Annotated in this window: 18 protein-coding genes; 14 read left to right on the top strand and 4 right to left on the bottom strand. The window is 63.3% G+C overall.

Going from position 1 to position 20978, the window contains the following annotated elements; genetic code table 11:
* The first annotated feature begins 81 nt into the window (after positions 1-81).
* From NKG95_RS27515 to dps, 4 genes are all read left to right on the top strand, one after another.
* Complete coding sequence (locus tag NKG95_RS27515; protein WP_023718073.1) at positions 82-1002, top strand: LysR family transcriptional regulator; 921 nt, start codon at positions 82-84, stop codon at positions 1000-1002.
* Between the two features lie 76 nt (positions 1003-1078).
* Positions 1079-2086, top strand: a complete 1008-nt coding sequence (locus tag NKG95_RS27510) for an LLM class flavin-dependent oxidoreductase (RefSeq protein WP_031193704.1) — start codon at positions 1079-1081, stop codon at positions 2084-2086.
* On the top strand, positions 2083-3336 hold the full coding sequence (locus NKG95_RS27505; protein WP_352547948.1) for an LLM class flavin-dependent oxidoreductase: 1254 nt from the start codon (positions 2083-2085) through the stop codon (positions 3334-3336). The genes NKG95_RS27510 and NKG95_RS27505 overlap by 4 nt, the downstream gene beginning before the upstream one ends.
* A 144-nt stretch (positions 3337-3480) precedes the next feature.
* The gene (dps, locus tag NKG95_RS27500; RefSeq protein WP_023718076.1) at positions 3481-3969 is read left to right on the top strand and encodes a DNA starvation/stationary phase protection protein Dps; all 489 of its coding nucleotides are present in this window, start codon (positions 3481-3483) and stop codon (positions 3967-3969) included.
* A 9-nt stretch (positions 3970-3978) separates the two neighbouring features.
* Here the strand turns inward: dps and xdhC are convergent, their stop codons facing one another.
* From xdhC to uraH, 4 genes are all read right to left on the bottom strand, one after another.
* Positions 3979-4941, bottom strand: coding sequence for a xanthine dehydrogenase accessory protein XdhC (xdhC, locus tag NKG95_RS27495; RefSeq protein ID WP_353043074.1), 963 nt, complete (start codon positions 4939-4941; stop codon positions 3979-3981).
* 62 nt (positions 4942-5003) lie between these two features.
* Complete coding sequence (xdhB, locus tag NKG95_RS27490; protein ID WP_352847790.1) at positions 5004-7355, bottom strand: xanthine dehydrogenase molybdopterin binding subunit; 2352 nt, start codon at positions 7353-7355, stop codon at positions 5004-5006.
* Entirely contained in the window at positions 7355-8836 is a 1482-nt protein-coding gene (xdhA, locus tag NKG95_RS27485; RefSeq protein WP_353043050.1) for a xanthine dehydrogenase small subunit, read from the bottom strand. Before xdhA ends, xdhB begins: the two co-directional genes overlap by 1 nt.
* A 1-nt stretch (position 8837) precedes the next feature.
* Positions 8838-9212 (bottom strand): hydroxyisourate hydrolase, encoded by a 375-nt coding sequence (uraH, locus tag NKG95_RS27480; protein ID WP_353043049.1) that lies wholly within the window; start codon positions 9210-9212, stop codon positions 8838-8840.
* 173 nt (positions 9213-9385) lie between these two features.
* Here uraH and puuE point away from each other — a divergent pair, with 173 nt between their 5' ends.
* From puuE to NKG95_RS27430, 10 genes are all read left to right on the top strand, one after another.
* Positions 9386-10819, top strand: coding sequence for an allantoinase PuuE (puuE, locus tag NKG95_RS27475; protein WP_353043048.1), 1434 nt, complete (start codon positions 9386-9388; stop codon positions 10817-10819).
* Positions 10820-10882: 63 nt separating this feature from the next.
* On the top strand, positions 10883-11731 hold the full coding sequence (locus NKG95_RS27470; RefSeq protein WP_023718081.1) for a bifunctional allantoicase/(S)-ureidoglycine aminohydrolase: 849 nt from the start codon (positions 10883-10885) through the stop codon (positions 11729-11731).
* A complete protein-coding gene (locus NKG95_RS27465; RefSeq protein ID WP_353043047.1) occupies positions 11728-12231 on the top strand; it encodes an ureidoglycolate lyase in 504 nt (167 codons plus the stop codon). Before NKG95_RS27470 ends, NKG95_RS27465 begins: the two co-directional genes overlap by 4 nt.
* Positions 12231-12824: a nucleoside deaminase gene (locus tag NKG95_RS27460; RefSeq protein ID WP_353043046.1), complete on the top strand. Its 594-nt coding sequence runs from the start codon at positions 12231-12233 to the stop codon at positions 12822-12824. Before NKG95_RS27465 ends, NKG95_RS27460 begins: the two co-directional genes overlap by 1 nt.
* A gap of 85 nt (positions 12825-12909) precedes the next feature.
* A complete protein-coding gene (locus NKG95_RS27455; protein WP_353043045.1) occupies positions 12910-14892 on the top strand; it encodes a CocE/NonD family hydrolase in 1983 nt (660 codons plus the stop codon).
* A gap of 154 nt (positions 14893-15046) precedes the next feature.
* Positions 15047-16633: an ABC transporter substrate-binding protein gene (locus tag NKG95_RS27450; protein WP_353043044.1), complete on the top strand. Its 1587-nt coding sequence runs from the start codon at positions 15047-15049 to the stop codon at positions 16631-16633.
* A 16-nt stretch (positions 16634-16649) separates the two neighbouring features.
* Entirely contained in the window at positions 16650-17609 is a 960-nt protein-coding gene (locus NKG95_RS27445) for an ABC transporter permease (RefSeq protein WP_023718086.1), read from the top strand.
* Between the two features lie 11 nt (positions 17610-17620).
* Positions 17621-18448, top strand: coding sequence for an ABC transporter permease (locus tag NKG95_RS27440; RefSeq protein WP_023718087.1), 828 nt, complete (start codon positions 17621-17623; stop codon positions 18446-18448).
* Positions 18448-20118 carry an ABC transporter ATP-binding protein gene (locus NKG95_RS27435; RefSeq protein ID WP_353043043.1) on the top strand — a complete coding sequence of 557 codons (1671 nt, stop codon included), beginning with the start codon at positions 18448-18450 and terminating at the stop codon, positions 20116-20118. Before NKG95_RS27440 ends, NKG95_RS27435 begins: the two co-directional genes overlap by 1 nt.
* 8 nt (positions 20119-20126) lie before the next feature.
* Positions 20127-20966, top strand: a complete 840-nt coding sequence (locus NKG95_RS27430; protein ID WP_023718089.1) for an alkaline phosphatase family protein — start codon at positions 20127-20129, stop codon at positions 20964-20966.
* The last annotated feature ends 12 nt before the right edge of the window (positions 20967-20978 follow it).

Raw genomic sequence — 20978 nt, 5'->3', positions numbered from 1 at the left:
TGAGGTGCACGATGACTTTCAAAAAAAATTGGAAAATACTAGGCTGATCATACGCAGCCACATGAGAGCCCCGAAAGCCGCATGGCCTATCTCGATAACATCGCCGTTTTTGTTCGCGTCGTCGAACTCGGCAATTTGTCGGCGGCTGGGCGCGACATGCGCATTTCGCCGGCGGTCGCTTCCAACCGGATCAAGGAGCTCGAGAAGCATCTCGGTGTCAGGCTGTTCAACCGCACGACGCGGCAGTTGATGCCGACCGAGCACGGCACGGTGTTCTATTCCGGCGCCAAGCAGGTGCTCGAGGCGGTCACCGAGGCCGAAGCTGCGGTCAGCGCGTTATCCGGCCAGCCGCGCGGCACCATAAAGGTGACAGCGCCGCTCGGCCTCGGGCGAAGACTGGTGGCATCCGGCATCCCGGATTTCCACGACAGATACCCAGATATCGAGGTGCGGCTCCGGCTTTCCGACCACAATGTCGATATCATGAAGGAAGGCATCGACGTTGCGTTCCGGCTGGGCATCATCGAGGATTCCAGCCTCAGGATGCGCGGCATCATGGACTGCGAGCGAGTGCTGGTGGCGGCTCCGCAATATCTGGAGGCGCGCGGCGAGCCGAGCGAGCCGAGCGAGTTGATCGGCAAGAAGCACGATTGCCTGATGCTGCGCTATTCCGGCGCGCGCGAATATGTCTGGACCCTGCAGACGCGGAACGGGCCGCAAAAGTTCGAGGTGCACGGCCCCTACGATACCGATGACGGCGACGTGCTGACCGGCTGGGCGCTGTCCGGCCGCGGCATCATCAACAAGCCGCGCTTCGAGGTCGAGCCGTTTATCCGCGACCAGCGGCTGAAGGTGATCCTGAGCAAAACGCCGCCGACGCCGGTGCAATTCGCCGCCGTCTACCCGCATAAGAAGCTGCAGGATCCGAAGGTGCGGCTGCTGCTCGACTTCATGGCCGAGCGCTGCCAGCGGCTGATCAGGGATATTCTGGCCGGCAAATGATCGCCGGCTGGCCGGTTGCTTTCCGTCCAGCCGGCGAAGATATTTCTTATGGAATCTCACTCACCAGGGAAGACCGATGGCCAGCGGCGCCACAATGCATCTAGCCGTTTCACTAGCTCCGGAAACTGCTCCCTCTTCTCCGTCCGACGTCGTTCCGGATTTCAGTCTGCTGACGCGGTCCGTGCAAAAAGCCGAAGCGGCCGGCCTGGATATGGTGTTGCTCGCCGATTCCGCGCCGGTTGCAGGCGGACCGAACCGGCAAATGCGCTTCGAAGCAACGACCTTGCTGGCAGCGCTGGCGACGGTGACAAGCAGGATCGGTCTCATCGCCGCGGCGTCAATGGTCGCCCACCAGCCCTATAATCTCGCGCGCCGTTTCGCTTCGCTCGACATTATCAGCCATGGCCGCGCCGGCTGGAACGCGAGCATGATGCCCGACCCGCGCGAGGCGGCCAATTTCAGCCGACCGGAAGGGTTTTCCGGCGACGCATTCCGCCTGCGCGCCGAGGAATTCGTCGGCATCGTGCAAGGCTTGTGGAAAGGCTGGGACGCAGACGCGCTTCTGTTCGACAAAAGTGGCGGCCGCTTCTTCGATCCCGAGAAGATGCACCTTCTCGACCACAGGGGCGAATATTTTTCTGTGCGCGGGCCGCTCAACGTGGCGCGGTCGCCGCAGGACACGCCGGTGCTGGTCATGTCCGGCCTGTCCGAGCCCGACATGGATATCGCCGCCCGCACCGCCGATGTTGTCCTGCTAGACCAGCGATCGATCGACTGGGCTGACGATCTGAAGCGCCGTGCGCTTGCCTTCGGGCGCAGGCCGGAGGGGCTGAAGGTGCTGATGAATGTTGTCACGGATGGCGAGATGGCCGCCATGCCGGATATGTTTGCGGATAGGCTCGAAGAGTGCTTTCGCTCGAAAGCCTGCGACGGTTTCAACATCGCCGTGCCGCTCACGTCGGCGCTCGACGATTTCATCGGTCTCGTGCTGCCGGAGCTTCGCCGCCGCGGCCTTGTCCGGTCCGGCTACAGCGCGGCGACACTGCGGGCCCATCTCGGGCTTGCAGGGGAGGATCGGCAATGAGCGCCGGTCGAGGCCAGATGAAGCTCGGCGCCTTCCTATGGGCGACAGGCCACCACATCGCCGCCTGGCGCCATCCGCAGGCGCATGTCACGGCTGGCATCGACATCGATCATTACATCCAGCTGGCGCGGACGGCGGAAGCGGCGAAGTTCGACATGATCTTCTGCGAGGACGCCGCCGGTGTGCGCGAGGCCAATGTCGACATCGCCAGCCAAACGTCGCGCTCGATTGGCTTCGAGCCGATCAGCCTGCTTGCGGCGCTCGCGGTGCAGACGGAGCGCATCGGCCTCGTCTCCACGGCATCGACGAGTTACAACGAGCCTTACGGGCTGGCGCGGACCTTCCTGTCGCTCGACCATCTGAGCGGCGGGCGTGCCGGCTGGAACCTTGTCACTTCGGCCAGCCAGATCGAGGCCGCCAATTTCGGCTCGACCGGTCTGCGCCCGCATGCGGACCGTTACGGGCGGGCGCGCGAATTCGCTGCCGTGGTTGCCGGCCTTTGGCGAGGCCAGGGTGGACACGAAGGCAGAAGTTTTTCGGTGCGTGACCCGCTCGATCTGCCGCGCTCGCCACAAGGTGCACCGGTCATGGTGCAAGCGGGAGCGTCGGACGAGGGTCGTGACCTCGCCGCCCGGACCGCCGACGTGGTCTTTACGGCGGCGCAGACATTCGAGGAAGCGAAGGCCTTCTACGACGACCTCAAGGGACGGCTGGCTGCCTATGGGCGCAAGCCGGACGACCTCAAGATCATGCCTGGGGTGGCGCCGGTCGTCGCGGCAAGCGAAGCGGAAGCCCGGGCAAAACATGATGAACTGCAGGAGCTGATACCGGACGATGTCGGCGTTGCGCTGCTTTCCAGCTATCTCAGCATATCCGATCTCTCGCGCTATCCCATCGACGGACCGCTGCCGCAGCTGCCGGCCAGCGAAGGCATGCAGAGCCGGCAGGCGCTCGTCATCGAGCAATCGCGCCGCGACAACCTGTCCATTCGCCAGCTTGCCCGTCATTTCGCCGGCGCGCGCGGCCATTGGCGCGTCGTCGGAACTCCGGCCCAGATCGCCGACCAGCTCGCAGCACGCTTCGAGGGCGGCGCGGCAGACGGTTTCAACGTGATGCCATCCTATTTTCCCGGCGAACTCGATGCCTTTGCCACGCTTGTCGTGCCGGAGCTGCAGCGGCGCGGTCTGTTCCGTACGGATTATGACGGCAGCACGCTGCGCGACCATCTGGGCTTGAAAAGGCCGGCGTAAACGACGAGCGGAACGAAAGTCGGAGATCGCCGTTTTGGGATGCTGTGCCGCGGCGATGAGGGCGTCTGCGCGCATGTTCGATTGACCTTCCACAAACTTCGCCCTCTTCAAACCACGCGGACGCAACCGCCACAGGAGCCGATCATGGATGCCATCGCCACCCGCAACGACCTGCAATCCAATGCCAAGAAAGAGTGTATCGATCTTCTCAACGCCCGCCTCGCCGACGCCATAGATCTGGCCTTGATCACCAAGCAGGCGCACTGGAACGTCAAGGGGCCGCAATTCATCGCCATCCATGAGATGCTCGACACGTTTCGCGAGGAGATCGACGGACATGTCGACACCATTGCCGAGCGCGCCGTACAGCTCGGCGGCACGGCGCTTGGCACATCGCAGGAGGTGTCGAAGGCGACTATGCTCGAGGCCTATCCGACCGACATCCACAAGACCCGAGATCATCTGGCGGCGCTGATCGACCGCTATGCCGCGACCGCCAAGCGGGCACGCGCGGCGATCGACGAAGCGGCGGGAGCGGGCGACGCCGACACCGCCGACATCTTCACCGCCTATTCACGCTCGCTCGACAAATTGCTGTGGTTCCTCGAGGCACACACGCAGGAACAGGAATAGAAGGAAACGTCAGCCCGCCATCGCCTTGCCACGACGTGCTTTGGACGGAGCTGCCGGTTCTATCGCGTGGGCGGCCAACGCCGTCATGATCTCGGCTGCGGCGAGTGCGGCGATCACTTGCGGGCGCTTGTCCTTGACGGCATCGCCGCCGATCGGCGAGACGAGGCGGTCAAATTCCGCCTCGCTTCCGTCCGCCGACTTAAGGAACCAGTTCCGAAACGTCGCCTTCTTGGTTCTGGAGCCTATCATGCCGACATAGGCGGCATCCCGGCGTTTCAGCGCCTCGGCGACGATCAGGAAATCCAGCGCGTGGTCATGGGTAAGGACGACGAAGGCGGATCCAGCCGGGGCTTCGCGCACCATCGCCTCAGGCATCGGCGTCAAACAGGTTTCGACCGTGTCTGGCATGCCCTCCAGCGCTTCGGCTCGCGTCTCGGCAATGACGACATGCACCGGCAGCAAAGCCACCGCCGAGGCCAGCGCATGGCCGACATGGCCGCCGCCGAAGATGTAGACATGCGGCAGCTGCGCCTCCTCGGCTTCCGCCGCCGCGACCAACTTGGCCTCAAGCGCGGCGTCAACCAGCCGGATCCGCACCTCGACCCTGCCGCCGCAGCACTGCCCGATCTCCGGGCCGAGCGCGACGTCGAGCGTCGCGACAGCGTTGCGGCCAGCCCCCTTCTCCCCGTAACTATACGGGGAGAAGGGGCCGGCAGGCGGATGAGGGGCGGCGCCAGCCTCGACAGATTCGCCAGAACCTGAGGCCGATCGACCAAGCATCTGCCGCGCTTTGTCGATCGCCATATATTCGAGCTGGCCGCCGCCGATCGTGCCGAAAGTGGCCGATCCTGAGACGAGCATGAAGGCACCCCTCTCGCGCGGCGTCGAGCCTTTTGTCCCGGCCACCTCAACCAAGGCGACCCGGCAGGCACCGGCAAGAAAGGCTTTCAGGCTCTGCATTTTCGCGTTCATCATTCGCGTTCCCTGTTGGGAAATATAGAGTTTTTCGGCCTGAATTGCACGTTTTCCGGGATTCAAGTGCCGGTCCTGGCTTCTCGCTTCAGCCGTTCGATCGCCATCAGCACCCGTTCCGGCGTGGCAGGCGGGTCAAGGCGCGGGCAGATCTTGTGGCCAGCAACGCTCGCCACCGCATCCGACAGCGCATGCAGCACCGACATTGCGAGCGGAAAGGGCGGCTCGCCGACCGCCTTGGAGCGGTGCACCGTCGGCTCGCCTGCTTCCGCCCAGTCGGCCAACGTGATGTTGAAAATCTTCGGCCGGTCCGAAGCGAGCGGGATCTTGTAGGTCGACGGCGCATGGGTGCGCAGCCGCCCCTTGTCGTCCCACCACAGTTCCTCCGTGGTCAGCCAGCCCATGCCCTGGATGAAGCCGCCCTCGATCTGGCCGAGGTCGATGGCGCGGTTCAGCGAACGCCCGGTTTCGTGCAGAATATCGGTGCGCTCGACGACATATTCGCCGGTCAGCGTGTCGACCGAAACTTCCGAGCAAGCCGCGCCATAGGCGAAATAATAGAAGGGGCGACCCTCGCCCTTGTCGCGGTCCCAATGGATTTTCGGCGTCTTGTAAAAGCCAGCCGCCGAAAGCTGGATGCGCGCCATATAGGCCTGCCTGACGAGATCGGCGAAGGCGATCTCCTGGTTACCGATGCGCACCCGGTTTGGCAGGAACAGCACCTGGTCGCGCGGCACCTGGAATTTCTCGGCGGCGAAATTGGTCAGCCGGTCCTTGATCTGGCGGGCGGCGTTCTGCGCCGCCATGCCGTTGAGGTCGGAGCCGGAAGACGCGGCAGTGGCCGAGGTGTTCGGCACCTTGCCGGTCGTCGTCGCGGTGATCTTGACCTGATCGAGGTCGATCTGGAACTCTTCCGCCACAACCTGCGCCACCTTGACATAGAGGCCCTGCCCCATCTCGGTGCCGCCGTGGTTCAGGTGCACTGAACCATCGGTATAGACATGCACCAGCGCGCCGGCCTGGTTGTAATGGGTGGCGGTGAACGAGATGCCAAACTTGACCGGCGTCAGCGCCAGTCCCCGCTTGATGAAGCGGCTGTTGGCATTGAAAGCATCGATGGTGCGGCGGCGCCTTGCATAGTCGGAACTCGCCTCCAGCTCGGCGACGATGCGGTGGATGATGTTGTCCTCGACCGTCTGGTGGTAGGGCGTGATGTTGCGGTCGCTGGTGCCGTAGAAATTCTTCTTGCGGATTTCGAGCGGGTCCTTGCCGACGGCAAACGCGACTTCGTCGATGACGCGCTCGGCGCCGACCATGCCTTGCGGGCCGCCGAAGCCGCGAAAGGCGGTGTTCGATACCGTATTGGTGTAGAGCGGCGCCGATTGCGCGTGCACCGCCGGCCAGAAATAGGTGTTGTCGCAATGGAACAGCGCGCGGTCGGTGACCGGGCCGGAGAGGTCGGCCGAGAAGCCGCAGCGCGCCGCGAACATGAAATCTACGCCGAGAATATTGCCCTCATCGTCGAAGCCGACCTCGTAGTCGACGAGGAAATCGTGGCGTTTGCCGGTGGCGATCATGTCGTCGTCGCGGTCGGGCCGGATTTTCACGGCCCGATGATGTTTCTTCGCGGCGATAGCGGCCAATGCCGCAAACTGATTGCCTTGCGTTTCCTTGCCGCCGAAAGCGCCCCCCATCCGGCGGATTTCCACCGTCACCGCGTGGCTCGGAACACCGAGCGCATGGCTGACCATGTGCTGGATTTCGCTCGGGTGCTGGGTCGAGGAATAGATGGTGACGTCGTGGTCCTCGCCAGGGATGGCCAAGGCGATATGACCCTCGAGATAGAAATGCTCCTGGCCGCCGATGCGCATCTGCCCTTTCAGCCGGCGTGGCGCTGCCTTGATCGCAGCCGCTGCATCACCGCGCTTCAGGGTCAGCGGCGGCGTGACCAGCTTGTCTTTCCGGGGATCGAGCTCGCCAATATCGGCGACGAACGGCAATTCCTTGTATTCGACCTTGGCCAGCCTCGTCGCCCGGCGCGCCTGCTCGCGGGTTTCGGCGATGACGCAGAAGATCGGCTGGCCGAAGAATTGCACCTTGCCGTCGGCAAGCACCGGCTCGTCGTGGCGGCCGGTCGGCGAAATATCGTTTTCGCCGGGCACGTCGCTCGCCGTCAGCACGTCGATGACGCCGGGTGCGGCGCGGACCCCCGACAGGTCCATGCTGGTGACGGTGGCATGCGTCGCCGCCGAAAGCCCAAGACAGCCGTGCAGCGTGCCGGCCGGTTCCGGCATGTCGTCGATATAGACGGCCGTGCCACTGACATGCTTGTGCGCGGAATCATGGCGCTGATCGGTGGCGACGCCGCCGGCGATTTTTTGCGCCTTCAAGTTCGGAGTGGCGTGCTTGTTCATCATGCCGCCTCGTGCCGTGATACCTGGATCGGCGCCCGGGTGCCCATGGTTTCGGCAAAGAAGCGCAGCAGCAGGTTGCGCGCCGCCAGCGCCCGGTATTCGGCGCTTGCCCGCATGTCGGTCAGCGGGGTGAAATCGCCGGCGTACGCGGCCATCGCCGCCTCGACCGTCGCTTCCGTCCAGAGCTTGCCAAGCAATGCCTTTTCGACGCCAAAGGCGCGCTTCGGCGTTGCCGCCATGCCGCCATAGGCGATGCGTATCTCCGCCACCGTGCCGTCCGCGGCCAGCGTCAGGAAAAACGCGCCTAGCGCTGCTGTGATGTCTTCGTCGCGGCGCTTGGTGATCTTGTAGACGGCAAATTTCGTCTCGCTGCCCGGCACCGGAACATGCACGGCCTCGACGAATTCGCCGGGCTGCCGGTCCTGTCGGCCATAGGCGATGAAAAAATCTTCGAGTGGGATCGTCCGCCGCTTGTGGCCGCGACGCAGCGTCATGCGGGCACCGAGTGCGATCAGCGGCGGCGGCGTGTCGCCGATCGGCGAACCGTTAGCGATATTGCCGCCGATGGTGCCCATGTTGCGCACCTGATCGCCGCCGATGCGATCGAACAGCGGGCCTAGCGCCGGGATGCATTTTGCCAGCGTCGAGAAGGCTTCGCTATAGGTGACACCGGCGCCGATCGAGATGACGCCCTTGTCCTCGGACATCCCGCACAGACCATCGAGATTGCCGATGAAAACCGCCGGCGAAATATCGCGCATGTGCTTGGTCACCCAAAGGCCGACATCGGTCGAACCGGCGACGATAGTGGCGCCCGGCTCCTCGACCAGCACGCTGGCGAGATCGTCGGCATTGGCCGGCACGATCAGCCGCTTGTTGCCGGAGCCGATCTCAATGCGCGAACCGTCCTTCATCGCGTCGAGCTTGGCCGTGACTGCCTTGCGCTCGGCCGCCAACGGATCCTTTGCCGCCTTGCCGTATCTGGAGATGGCACGTGCGGCGCGCATGATCGCCTCGTAGCCGGTGCAGCGGCAGAGATTGCCTTGCAGTGCCTTTTCGATGGCGGCGTCCGACGGCTCCGGCGACCGCATCCACAGCGCATAAAGCGACATGACGAAACCCGGCGTGCAGAAGCCGCATTGCGAGCCGTGGAAATCGATCATCGCCTGCTGCACGGGGTGCAGTTTTCCTGCGTCGCCGCGCAGATGCTCGATGGTCACGACATGCGTGCCGTCTAGCGAGCCAAGGAAGCGGATACAGGCATTGACGCTTTCATAGACCAGTGTTCCACCGGAGAGCCTGCCGACCAGCACCGTGCAGGCGCCGCAGTCGCCCTCGGCGCAACCTTCCTTGGTGCCGCGCAGCGAGCGGTCGAGCCGCAGCCAGTCGAGCAGTGTCTGGTCGGGTGCAACCGTGCCGAGCGCGACGTCCTCGCCATTGAGGATGAACCGGATTTCGTTGCGTGTCTTGATCCCGGCCATCTCAGCTTCCCCGGTAGGTCGAATAGCCGTACGGCGACAGAAGCAGCGGCACATGATAGTGCATCGGCTCGGCCATACCGAAGCGGATGGGCACATGGTCGAGGAAGGCCGGTTCCGGCAGTTTTGTCCCCTGCCGGCGCAGATAATCGCCGGCCGCAAAGACCAATTCGTATTCGCCGGTACGGAACTCCGCGCCGGCAAGCAACGGAGCATCGCAACGGCCGTCATCATTGGTGACGACCGTTTTCAGATGCGTCCGGGCCTGGCCGTCAAGATGATAGAGCTCAATCGACAGACCGGCCGCCGGTTTGCCGGCCGCGGTGTCGAGGACATGGGTCGTCAGGCGCCCGCCTCCGGCTTTCGACGTTTCCGCCACTGGCTGCTCCATTCCCTGCACAGTCGAACACTATTCATGAATTGTGCGCCAATTAAAGGCGATGCATAAGTCCCGGTCGAGCGGAGCGCGACAAAAACACTTTCAAAAATTTCGGGGGAATGCGCAGGCACTCCTTTCGACTATCCTGATCACAATTTCCGGCAGGAGCGAGAATGCGTTACGAACGAGACATGCGCGGCTACGGAGCCAATCCGCCGGATCCGAAATGGCCCGGCGGGGCGCATGTCGCGGTCCAGTTCGTCGTCAATTACGAAGAGGGCGGCGAGAATTGCGTCCTGCACGGCGACAAGGCCTCGGAGGCTTTCCTGTCGGAGATCGTCGGCGCCGCGCCCTGGCCCGGCCAGCGCCACTGGAACATGGAATCGATCTACGAATACGGCGCCCGCGCCGGCTTCTGGCGATTGCTGCGCCTGTTCAGCGCGGCACAGGTGCCGGTCACCTGCTACGGCGTCGCCACGGCCCTGGCGCGCTCGCCCGACCAGGTCGCAGCGATGCAGGAGGCCGGCTGGGAGATCGCCTCGCACGGGCTGAAATGGATCGACTACCGCGACCACGCGCCAGAAGACGAGCGCCGCGACATGGAAGCGGCGATACGGCTGCATTATGAGGTGACAGGCGCGCGGCCGACCGGCTGGTACACCGGCCGCACGTCGATCAACACGGTGCGTCTGGCGGCGGAAGAAGGCGGCTTCGACTATGTGTCGGACACCTATGACGACGAACTGCCCTACTGGTTCGAGCATGTGACACCGAACGGGTCGGCGAAGCCGCAGCTGGTCATCCCCTATACGCTCGACGCCAACGACATGCGCTTTGCCACGCCGCAGGGCTTCAACTCCGGCGACCAGTTCTTTGCCTATCTCAGGGATAGTTTCGACACGCTCTATGCCGAGGGCAAGGCAGGGCGGGCGCGCATGATGAATATCGGCCTGCACTGCCGCCTGGTTGGGCGGCCGGGCCGGGTCGCGGCACTGAAGCGCTTCATCGACTACGTCAAATCACACGACAAGGTCTGGCTGGCACGGCGCATCGACATTGCAAAACATTGGCAGGAGACGCATCCGTTCCGGTTGCCGGCATTGCGCCCGTCGAAAATGGAATTCGAGGCCTTCGTCCACGCATTCGGCGGCGTCTTCGAGCATTCGCCGTGGATTGCCGAGCGCGCCTATGAGCTGGAGCTCGGCCCGGCGCATGACAGTGCCGGCGGCCTGCACAACGCGCTCTGCCGCGTCTTTCGCGCGGCCAGCGAGGCCGAGCGGCTTTCCGTGCTCAATGCCCACCCCGACCTTGCCGGAAAACTGGCGCAGGCCAAGCGGCTAACCGCGGAATCCTCCAGGGAACAGGCTTCGGCCGGGCTAGACGCGCTGACCGACAACGAGCGCGAGCTGTTCGCAAAGCTCAATGCCGCCTACGTCACCGGTTTCGGTTTCCCGTTCATCATTGCGGTGAAGGGCAAGACCAAGGAGGACATCCTGGCCGAGTTCGAAACGCGTATCGGCAACAGCCGCGATGTCGAATTCGAAACCGCCTGCAGACAGGTCGAGCGCATCGCGCTGCTTCGTCTCAAGGACATGCTTCCACAATAGGCTTTGGCTGCCGCGATGGGCCCTGGCTTCCGCAACAGGCTTGAATTTATGGATATGATGAAAATGGCCGAGCGAACCTATTATGCGCCGCAGGGCGGACATCCCGGCCAGAGTGAATTGCTGACCGGACGCGCCGTGTTCACACAGGCCTATGCCGTAATCCCCAAAGGCGTGATGCAGGACATCGTCACCAGCGCCTTGCCGTTCTGGGATGGGACACGGGTCTGGGTGCTGTCGCGGCCGCTGTCGGGTTTTGCCGAGACGTTTTCGCAATACATCGTCGAGCTCGCGCCCGGCGGCGGCAGCGACCGGCCAGAACCGGATGATGATGCCGAGGGCGCGATATTCGTGGTTGAAGGCGAGCTGAGCGTGTCGCTAGCCGGAAAGAAGCATGTGCTCAGGCCGGGCGGGTTCGCGTTTCTGCCGCCAGCGAGCGGGTGGACGGTGCGCAACGAAAGCGGCGCTGCCGTCCGCTTCCACTGGATCCGAAAGGCTTACGATGCGGTCGACGGCATCGAGCTGCCGCAAGCGTTCTTCGCCAACGAACAGGATATCGTACCGACGCCGATGCCAGGTACCGAAGGCCGCTGGGCAACAACGCGCTTCGTCGATCCTGAAGACATCCGCCACGACATGCATGTCACCATCGTGACGCTCGAGCCGGGCGCGGTCATTCCCTTCGCCGAGACGCATGTCATGGAGCACGGGCTTTATGTGCTGGAGGGCAAGGCGGTCTACCGTCTCAACCAGGACTGGGTCGAAGTCGAGGCCGGCGACTATATGTGGCTGCGCGCCTTCTGCCCGCAGGCTTGTTATGCCGGCGGGCCAGGCAAATTCCGCTACCTCCTCTACAAGGACGTGAACCGCCACGCCAAGCTCGGCGGTGTGGGCATCGAGGGTCGCGCGCGGTGATCCGCATCGTCGCGCGGCCGCTGACCCGCGAGAATTTCGCCGAATTCGGCGACGTCATCGATATGGGCGGCGACAACCATTATCCGATCAATGGCGGCAAGGCCGAGCGCTATCACGATCTCGCCACCGCTGAAGCACGAGGGCCGAATGCGCACGTGCTGATCTCGATGGTGCGTGGCACGCCCTATGAGCTGCCGTTGAAGCTTACCATGGTCGAGCGCCATCCGTTTGGCAGCCAGGCCTTCATTCCGCTGTCACCACGGCCGTTCCTGGTCATCGTCTGCCATGACGGCGAGGAAGGCCCGGGCGAGCCGCATGCGTTCATCACCGCGCCCGGGCAAGGCGTCAACTATCCGCGCGATTTGTGGCACGGCGTGCTGACGCCGATCGGCGAGCCCCAGGACTTCCTGGTCGTCGACCGGGGCGGCGACGGCTCCAACCTCGAAGAGTGCCACTTCTCGCACGCCTATGAGATTCATCTTCCCGATGGGAGCCGGTGATGGCTGACATTTCGCTGATCGACCGCCTGCTCGACGTCATAGAGCACGACATCGTGCCGAAGACGGCGAAGGGTGTCGCGCATGGCAACAAGTTGTTCGGCGCGGCGATCCTGCGCAAGGACGACAGCTCGCTGGTGCTTGCCGAAACCAACAATGAGACGGAAAACCCGCTGTGGCACGGCGAGGTGCATTGCCTGAAGCGCTTCTACGAAATGCCGAAGGCCGAGCGCATCGACACCGCGGATGCCATCTTTCTCGCCACGCACGAACCTTGCTCGCTCTGCCTGTCGGCGATCACCTGGACCGGCTTCGACAATTTCTACTATCTGTTCAGCCACGAGGATTCGCGCGACAGTTTCGCTATCCCGCACGATTTGAAGATCCTGAAAGAGGTCTTCACCCTCGATCCCGGCGGCTACAATGCCGAGAATGCCTATTGGAAGAGCTTTTCGATCCGCAGACTGGTGCGATCGCTGTCGGGGCCTGAGCGCGAGCGGCTGGAGGCGCGGATCAACGCCATCTCGGCAATCTACGACGAACTGTCCGGCGCTTACCAGGCGAGCAAGGCCGAAAACGACATCCCGTTGAATTGACGCGGATTGACCAGCCGAATTCGTTGGCTGGCCCACGACGACATCCTGCGGACTCCATCATCTGGCGCTCCTGGAGTCTGCCCGCATGAAAATCGTCACTGAATTCCCACGAAAGATCGTCGAATTTCCTGATATGGGCATCGTCATGCCCGACGGCTGCCGGCTGTCGGCGCGGGTGTGGATGCCGGCCGATGCTGCCGACGATCCGGTGCCGGCAATCCTCGAACATCTGCCCTATCGCAAGCGCGACGGCACGATCTATCGTGATCAGCTGACGCATCCCTATTTCGCAGGCCACGGCTACGCCTCGATCCGCGTCGACATGCGCGGCAATGGCGATTCCGAAGGGCTGATGGACGACGAATATTCCGAGCAGGAATTGCAGGACGCTTGCGACGTCATCGCCTGGGCGGCGGCGCAGCCCTGGTGCAACGGCAATGTCGGCATGATGGGCATTTCGTGGGGCGGCTTCAACTGCCTGCAGGTAGCAGCCAAGCAGCCGGCGGCGCTGAAGGCGGTTATCAGTCTCTGTTCGACAGTCGACCGCTACGCCGACGACATCCACTACAAGGGCGGCTGCCTGCTGATCGAGAATTTCGGCTGGGCTTCGACCATGCTGTCCTATTCGTCGCGGCCGCCGGATCCGTTGCTGGCCGGCGACAACAGATGGCGCGAGCTGTGGCTGACCCGGCTGGAGAACCAGCCCTTCCTGGCGCCGCTGTGGTTGAAGCACCAGCATCGCGACGCCTATTGGAAGCGCGGCTCGATCTGCGAGGACTATTCCGCCATTCATGCCGCGGTGCTGTCGATCGGCGGCTGGCATGACGGTTATCGCAATACGATTTCCCATCTCGCCGCCAATATCGAGGCGCCGGTCAAGGGCATCGTCGGCCCGTGGATCCACAAATACCCGCATTACGCCGCGCCCGAACCGCGCATCGGCTTCCTGCAGGAGGCGTTGCGCTGGTGGGACCGCTGGCTGAAGGACCTCGACACCGGCGTAGAGGCCGACCCGGCCTACCGCGCCTATGTGATGGACAGCGTGCGTCCGGCGCGCTGGCATCCCGAGCGGCCGGGCCGCTGGGTCGCTGAAACGGAATGGCCGTCACCCAACATCAAGACGCAAGAGGTTGAGCTTATCGCTGAAGGCAACCACGCTATCGTCGCTTCGCCGCAAAACTGCGGCCTTGCCGGTGGCGAATATTTCCCCTTCACCTTCGGCCCGGAACTGCCGGGTGACCAGCGCCCCGACGATGCGCTGTCGGTGTGTTTCGACCAGCCGGTGCTGAACGAAGCGATCGACATCGTCGGTGCTCCCGAAGTTGCGGTCAGGGTCTCGGCGGACCGGCGCCAGGCGAACATCGCGGTTCGGCTGTGCGACGTCCATCCGGACGGAGCGTCGGAGCTGATCTCCTACGGCGTGCTCAACCTGACGCATCGCAACTCGCACGAATTTCCCGAAGCGCTGGTGCCCGGCGAAACCGTCAGCGCCCGGGTGGTCCTCGACCAATGCGCCTATCGCGTGCCGGCCGGCCACCGCTTGCGTGTTGCCATCTCCAACAGCTATTGGCCGATGATCTGGCCGTCGCCGGAGCCGGTCCGGCTGGAATTGTCGGCCGCGACATTGATGCTGCCGCTGCGCCCGCTGGCGCCAGGTGACGAAGTGGTCTTCCCCGCTCCCGAGGGCGCCACGCCCTGGGCAACCGAAACGGTCCGCGCCGCCAATTCCGAGCGTCATGTCGATCGCGACGAAAAGACCGGAATGATCACGCTTTCTATCGTCGACGATTTCGGTGAGGTGCGCGACCTGGAGCATGGCCTCGCCCACGGGAGCATCGCCAGAGAGACATGGGCGATCCGTCCTGACAATCCGCTGTCAGCCTTGGGCAAGACGCATTGGACCCAGACGCTGTCGCGAAATGAATGGTCGGTGCGCACCGAAACCTTCGCCGAAATGCGCTCCGACGCGCAAAGCTTCATGGTTAGCGCCAGAATTGAAGCCTATGAAGGCGAGAAACTGGTCCTCGAGCGCAACTTCGAGGAGAAAATCCCGCGTGCACTGCTTTGAGCGCTTATAGCGATTGGTCCAATTGCGACGCACGATTTACGCCACGGCATGTCGCATTCGGTCTTGCTTACCGCTTTCCCTTACGGTCATTATTCTCCCGATCGAAATGAGAAAAAACGACCATAAGGTCGACCAACAGAGTGAGGAACTCAACATGTCGAACGAACTGGAATATCTGAGCCGGCGCGTTGCGTCCGGCAAGCTGAGCCGTCGCGATTTTCTCGGCCGGGCGGCAGCGCTCGGCGTCACCGCAACCTTCGCCAATTCGCTGCTTTCCAGCGCTTCCCGCGCGGCGGGTCCGGTCAAGGGCGGCACGCTCAAGGCCGGCCTCGTCGGTGGCGAATCCACCAACAGCCTCGATCCGGCGCTGTTCATGACGCAGGTGCCGTTCGCCTTCGGCAAGATGTGGGGCGAACTGATCGTCGAGCTGTCTCCCGAAGGCAAGCTCGAGAACCGCATTGCCGAGGAGATCGGCTCGTCGGACGACGCCAAGACCTGGACGCTGAAGATCCGCGACGGCGTCGAGTTCCACAACGGCAAGAAAGTGACTGCAGAGGACGTGGCCGCCACCCTCGAACGCCATTCGGACGAGAAGTCGAAATCCGGCGCGCTCGGCTATATGAAAGGCATCGAGAGCATCAAGGCCAGCGGCAAGGAAGTGGTGCTGACGCTGAAGGAGCCGAATGCCGATCTTCCCTATCTGCTTAGCGACTATCACCTGATCATCCAGCCGAACGGCGGCAAGGACAAGGCCGATGCCGGCATCTCGGCGGGTCCTTACAAGGTCACCACCAACGAGCCCGGCGTGCGCCATGGCGGCGAGCGCTTCGCCAACTACTGGCAGGGCGACAAGATGGGCCATGCCGACCAGATCGAGATCATCGTCATCAACGACGCCACGGCGCGTACGGCGGCCCTGCAGGGCGGCCAGGTCCACATGATCAACCGCGTCGAGCCGAAGATCGTCGACCTGATCAAGCGTGTGCCCGGCGTCACCATCCGCAACCATTCGGGACCCGGCCACTACGTCTTCATCATGCACTGCAACACCGCGCCGTTCGACAACAACGATTTGCGCATGGCGCTGAAGCTGGCGATCGACCGCGAGGAGATGCTGAACAAGGTGCTGCGTGGCTATGGCTCGCTCGGCAACGACTTCCCGATCAATGCATCGTACCCGCTATTCACCGAGATCGAGCAGCGCAAATACGATCCCGACAAGGCCAAGTTCCACTACAAGAAGTCGGGCCATGACGGTGCCGTCCTGCTCCGGACGTCGGACGTCGCCTTCCCCGGTGCCGTCGATGCCGCACAGCTGTTCCAGCAAAGCGCGGCCAAGGCCGGCATCAAGCTGGAGATCAAGCGCGAACCGGGCGACGGCTACTGGTCGGAAGTCTGGAACAAGCAGCCCTTCTGCGCCTCCTACTGGGGCGGCCGGTCGACGCAGGACCAGATGTACTCGACTGCCTATCTGTCGACGGCCGACTGGAACGACACACGGTTCAAGCGTCCGGATTTCGACAAGATGGCGCTGGCGGCTCGCGCCGAGCTCGACGAGGCCAAGCGCAAGGCAATGTACCACGACATGGCTGTGATGGTGCGCGACGAGGGCGGCCTGATCCTGCCGATGTTCAATCAGTTCATCGACGCGACGGGCGCCAAGGTTGCCGGCTGGGTGGATGATCCGCATCAGGAGTTGATGAACGGATATGCTCTCGCGAAGTGCTGGCTCGAAGCCTGAGCCCGGCCTTGCGGATATGTCCTCACCCATCGTGAAACTGGTGGCCCAGCGCATTGCGCTGGGCATCATCCTTCTATTGGCCGTTTCGGTCCTGATCTTCGCCGGCACCCAGATCCTGCCCGGCGATGTTGCGCAAGCCATTCTCGGGCAGTCGGCGACACCGGAGTCGCTCGCCAATCTGCGCGAACAGCTCGGGCTCAACGATCCGGCTTACATCCGTTATTTTCGCTGGCTCGGCGGCATTCTGACCGGTGATCTCGGCACGGCTATGTCGAGCGGTCAGGATATCGCAACCTCTATCAAGGGAAGGCTGTGGAACACGCTGTTCCTCGCCTTCTGGGCGGCGGTCGTCGCGGTGCCGCTGGCGATCATCCTCGGGCTGATCGCGGTGCGCTACCGCAATGGCTGGGTCGACAAGCTGATCTCGGGACTGGCGCTGGCCTCGACGTCCTTCCCGGAATTCTTCGTCGGCTATGTGCTCGTCTTTTTCTTCGCGGTGCAACATCAATGGTTTCCCGCCATTTCCACCGTCTATGACGGAATGCCGTTCGGCGAGCGCATCCAGGCCATAGCACTGCCGGCGGCGGCGCTGACCTTGGTGGTGCTCGCCCATATGATGCGCATGACGCGCGCCGCGATCCTCAATGTCATGCAGTCGGCCTATGTCGAAACCGCCGAACTCAAGGGGCTTTCGGCCTTCGCCGTCATCCGCAGGCATGCCTTCCCCAATGCGATTGCGCCGATCATCAACGTCGTCATGCTCAATCTCGCCTACCTCATCGTCGGCGTCGTCGTTGTCGAAGTGATCTTCGTCTATCCAGGCATGGGACAATACCTCGTCGACCACGTCACCAAGCGCGACGTGCCGGTGGTTCAGGCGGTTGGGCTGATCTTCGCCGCCGTCTACATCAGCCTGAACATCATCGCGGACATAGCGGCGATAGTCGCCAATCCGCGCCTTAGACATCCGAAATGAAGGGGTCGGGTATGCTCGTCATCAAACGCATCCCCATCCCGGCATTGATCGGCATTGTGCTGACGGCGCTGTTCGTTCTGGCGGCGATTTTTGCACCGTGGATCGCGCCGCATGGCAATGCCGAGATCGTCAGCGACGTCCCTTGGGAACCGATGTCGGCGGCGCATTGGCTGGGCACCGACAATCTGGGCCGCGATCTGTTGTCGCGCATGATCTATGGCGCCCGCATCACCCTGTTCATCGCGGTGCTGGCGACCGCGCTATCGTTCTCGCTCGGCGCCATACTCGGCTTCTCGGCGGCGGTTTTCGGCGGCTGGTTCGACACGCTTCTGTCGCGTCTCGTCGATCTCCTGATGTCGATCCCGACGCTGATCATGGCCCTTGTCGTGCTTTCGGTGCTGCCATCCAATCTGGTGACGCTGATCCTGGTCATGGGCGTTCTGGATTCGACCCGCGTCTACCGCCTGTCGAGGGCGGTCGCCGTCGACATCAACGTCATGGATTACGTCGAGGCGGCCAAATTGCGCGGCGAAGGCAGCGGCTGGATCATCTTCCGCGAAATCCTGCCCAATGCGCTGTCGCCGCTGGTTTCGGAACTCGGCCTGCGCTTCATCTATGCCGTGCTGTTCCTGTCGACGCTGTCCTTCCTTGGGCTTGGCGTACAGCCGCCGGACGCCGATTGGGGCGGTATGGTCAAGGAAAACAAGGATGGTATCGTCTTCGGCATAGGCGCCGCCCTCATTCCGGCGGCGGCGATCGCAGCGCTAGCGATTTCCGTCAATCTCGTCGCCGACTGGGTGCTCAACCGCACGACAAGCCTGAAGGGAGGACGCGGGTAATGGCTGACAAGCAACCTAAGCCCGGGCAACCGAGGTCCGGCGTGCTGCTCGACATCCGCAATCTGCGCATCGAGGCCACGGTATATCCGCCGGGCGAGGCGCCGAAGAACATCGTGCTGGTGCACGATGTCTCGCTGACGCTCGAAAAGGGCAAGGTGCTCGGATTGATCGGCGAGTCCGGCGCCGGCAAATCGACCATCGGCCTGTCGTCGATGGGCTACGGCCGCGGCGGCGTGCGCATCACCGGCGGCGAGGTCATCCTCAATGGCCGCGACATCCTGAAGGGCGGCAACGAAGGGTTCCGCAAATTGCGCGGCCGCGAGGTCTGCTATGTCGCGCAATCGGCGGCAGCTGCCTTCAACCCGGCGCACAGGCTGATGGACCAGGTGGTCGAGGCAGCACTGCTGCACGGCACGGCGACGCGGGCCGAAGCCGAAAAGCGCGCCGTGGCGCTGTTCAAGAAGCTCAGCCTGCCGAACCCCGAAAGCATCGGCGAGCGCTTCCCCCACCAGGTGTCGGGCGGTCAGCTGCAGCGCGTGATGACGGCAATGGCGCTGTGCTCGGAGCCCGACCTGATCGTCTTCGACGAGCCGACCACGGCGCTCGACGTGACGACGCAGATCGACGTCTTGGCGGCGATCAAGGATGCCATCCGCGACACGCATGTCGCGGCGCTCTACATCACCCACGATCTTGCCGTCGTCGCCCAGGTATCGGACGAGATCATGGTGCTGCGCCACGGCCGGCTGGTCGAATGGGGCGGCACGCGCCAGATCATCAAGGAGCCGCGCCAAGAATACACCAACGCGCTGGTTTCAGTGCATGAGATCGAACATCAGGAGCAGAAGCCCGGCACGAGCCCGTTCCTGTCGGTCAAGAACATCACCGCCGCCTATGGCCGCAGCCACATCAAGGTGTTGAAGAACGTCTCGGTCGATATTTTCCCGGGCCAGACGCTGGCGGTGGTCGGCGAGTCCGGCTCCGGCAAATCGACGCTGGCGCGCGCCATCACCGGCCTCTTGCCGCCCGAACAAGGCACCGTCACCTTCGACGGGCGGCCGCTCGCCAACCGGCTTGCCGACCGGCCGAAAGAGGATCTGCGCCAATTGCAGATGATCTACCAGATGGCCGATGTGGCGATGAACCCGCGCCAGACGGTCGGCACCATCATCGGCCGGCCGCTGAAATTCTATTTTGGGATGCGCGGGCGCGAGCGCGACAAACGCGTCGCCGAACTGCTCGACAAGATTGAAATGGGCAAAGGCTATATCGACCGCTATCCGGCCGAGCTTTCGGGCGGCCAAAAGCAGCGCGTCTGCATCGCCCGCTCGCTCGCCGCCAAGCCGAAGCTGATCATCTGCGACGAGGTGACCTCGGCGCTCGACCCGCTGGTCGCCCATGGCATACTGGAGCTGCTGCTCGGGCTGCAGAAAGAGGAAAACGTCGCCTATCTGTTCATCACCCACGACCTGGCCACGGTCAAGTCGATCGCCGATTCAATCGCGGTGATGTATCGCGGCGAGGTGGTGCGCTACGGCGCCAAGAGCACCGTGCTGACGCCACCCTTCGATGCCTACACCGATCTTTTGCTGTCGTCGGTGCCCGAAATGGAGATCGGCTGGCTGGAAAAGGCGATCAAGGGACGGCGCATGGCCAGCGCGGGAAATTAGACACTCCCGTGGCGCTCAAGACAAAACTTTTGGTCATCATCCTCGACGGCGTGCCTTACCGGAACTGGCGGCGGCTGATGGGCAATCTCGAAGGCTGGGTGCAATCAGGCGAAGCCCGCGTATGGAAAATGCGCTCCGTCCTGCCGTCGACCTCGGCATCCTGCTACGCCTCGATCCACACCGGCGTGCCGCCCCAAGTGCACGGTATCCTGTCGAACGAGAACCGGTTTCGCGTCGAACAGCCGGACATTTTTTCCGAAGTCAGCAGGGCCGGCGGCAAGACGGGTGCGGTCACCCATTCCTACTGGTCCGAATTCTTCCGGGCCTATCCGTTCGACCTGGTCGAGGACATGGAGTTCGACGAGCCGGGCGGGCCGATCGGCCACGGCCGGTTCCACACCATGACCGGCTATAATGCCAGGAACCAGATGACGCCGAGCGACGTCGACCTGTTCGCTACCTTGACCATGCTGACCAGGCGCTACGGCATCGACTACGGCATCCTGCACAGCTGCACGCTGGACTCGATGGGCCACCGCTTCGGCCATGACTGCCATGAGATGGATCATGCCGTCTATGCAATGGACGCCATGCTCGCCGGCTTCCTGCCGCGCTGGCGGGAGGCCGGCTACGAGGTGATCGTCACCGCCGATCATGGCCAGACCGATCGCGGCCATCATGGCGGCCACGACGAGGAGATGCAGGATTTCGCACTTTACTACTTCGGATCCGGCGAGGGTCCGGAAGCCAAGACGCTGCTCGATCAGCTGCAGCTCGCGCCAACGGTGCTTGCGCGCCTCGGCGTGCCGGTGCCGGCGACGATGAAGGCAAAGCCATTTCTCGACTGATTGGTGCCTGGC

Source organism: Mesorhizobium sp. M1423, from assembly GCF_040317575.1.
Lineage (GTDB): Bacteria > Pseudomonadota > Alphaproteobacteria > Rhizobiales > Rhizobiaceae > Mesorhizobium.
Note: the sequence above shows the minus strand (reverse complement) of the source record. Positions and strands in the feature narration are given on the sequence as shown.

Bases quoted from the DNA above. Each gene is read 5' to 3' on its own strand.
- NKG95_RS27515 (WP_023718073.1), top strand. From the start codon at position 82: ATGGCCTATCTCGATAACATCGCCGTTTTTGTTCGCGTCGTCGAACTC.
- NKG95_RS27510 (WP_031193704.1), top strand. From the start codon at position 1,079: ATGGCCAGCGGCGCCACAATGCATCTAGCCGTTTCACTAGCTCCGGAA.
- NKG95_RS27505 (WP_352547948.1), top strand. From the start codon at position 2,083: ATGAGCGCCGGTCGAGGCCAGATGAAGCTCGGCGCCTTCCTATGGGCG.
- dps (WP_023718076.1), top strand. From the start codon at position 3,481: ATGGATGCCATCGCCACCCGCAACGACCTGCAATCCAATGCCAAGAAA.
- xdhC (WP_353043074.1), bottom strand. From the start codon at position 4,941: ATGAACGCGAAAATGCAGAGCCTGAAAGCCTTTCTTGCCGGTGCCTGC.
- xdhB (WP_352847790.1), bottom strand. From the start codon at position 7,355: ATGAACAAGCACGCCACTCCGAACTTGAAGGCGCAAAAAATCGCCGGC.
- xdhA (WP_353043050.1), bottom strand. From the start codon at position 8,836: ATGGCCGGGATCAAGACACGCAACGAAATCCGGTTCATCCTCAATGGC.
- puuE (WP_353043048.1), top strand. From the start codon at position 9,386: ATGCGTTACGAACGAGACATGCGCGGCTACGGAGCCAATCCGCCGGAT.
- NKG95_RS27470 (WP_023718081.1), top strand. From the start codon at position 10,883: ATGGCCGAGCGAACCTATTATGCGCCGCAGGGCGGACATCCCGGCCAG.
- NKG95_RS27460 (WP_353043046.1), top strand. From the start codon at position 12,231: ATGGCTGACATTTCGCTGATCGACCGCCTGCTCGACGTCATAGAGCAC.
- NKG95_RS27455 (WP_353043045.1), top strand. From the start codon at position 12,910: ATGAAAATCGTCACTGAATTCCCACGAAAGATCGTCGAATTTCCTGAT.
- NKG95_RS27450 (WP_353043044.1), top strand. From the start codon at position 15,047: ATGTCGAACGAACTGGAATATCTGAGCCGGCGCGTTGCGTCCGGCAAG.
- NKG95_RS27445 (WP_023718086.1), top strand. From the start codon at position 16,650: ATGTCCTCACCCATCGTGAAACTGGTGGCCCAGCGCATTGCGCTGGGC.
- NKG95_RS27440 (WP_023718087.1), top strand. From the start codon at position 17,621: ATGCTCGTCATCAAACGCATCCCCATCCCGGCATTGATCGGCATTGTG.
- NKG95_RS27435 (WP_353043043.1), top strand. From the start codon at position 18,448: ATGGCTGACAAGCAACCTAAGCCCGGGCAACCGAGGTCCGGCGTGCTG.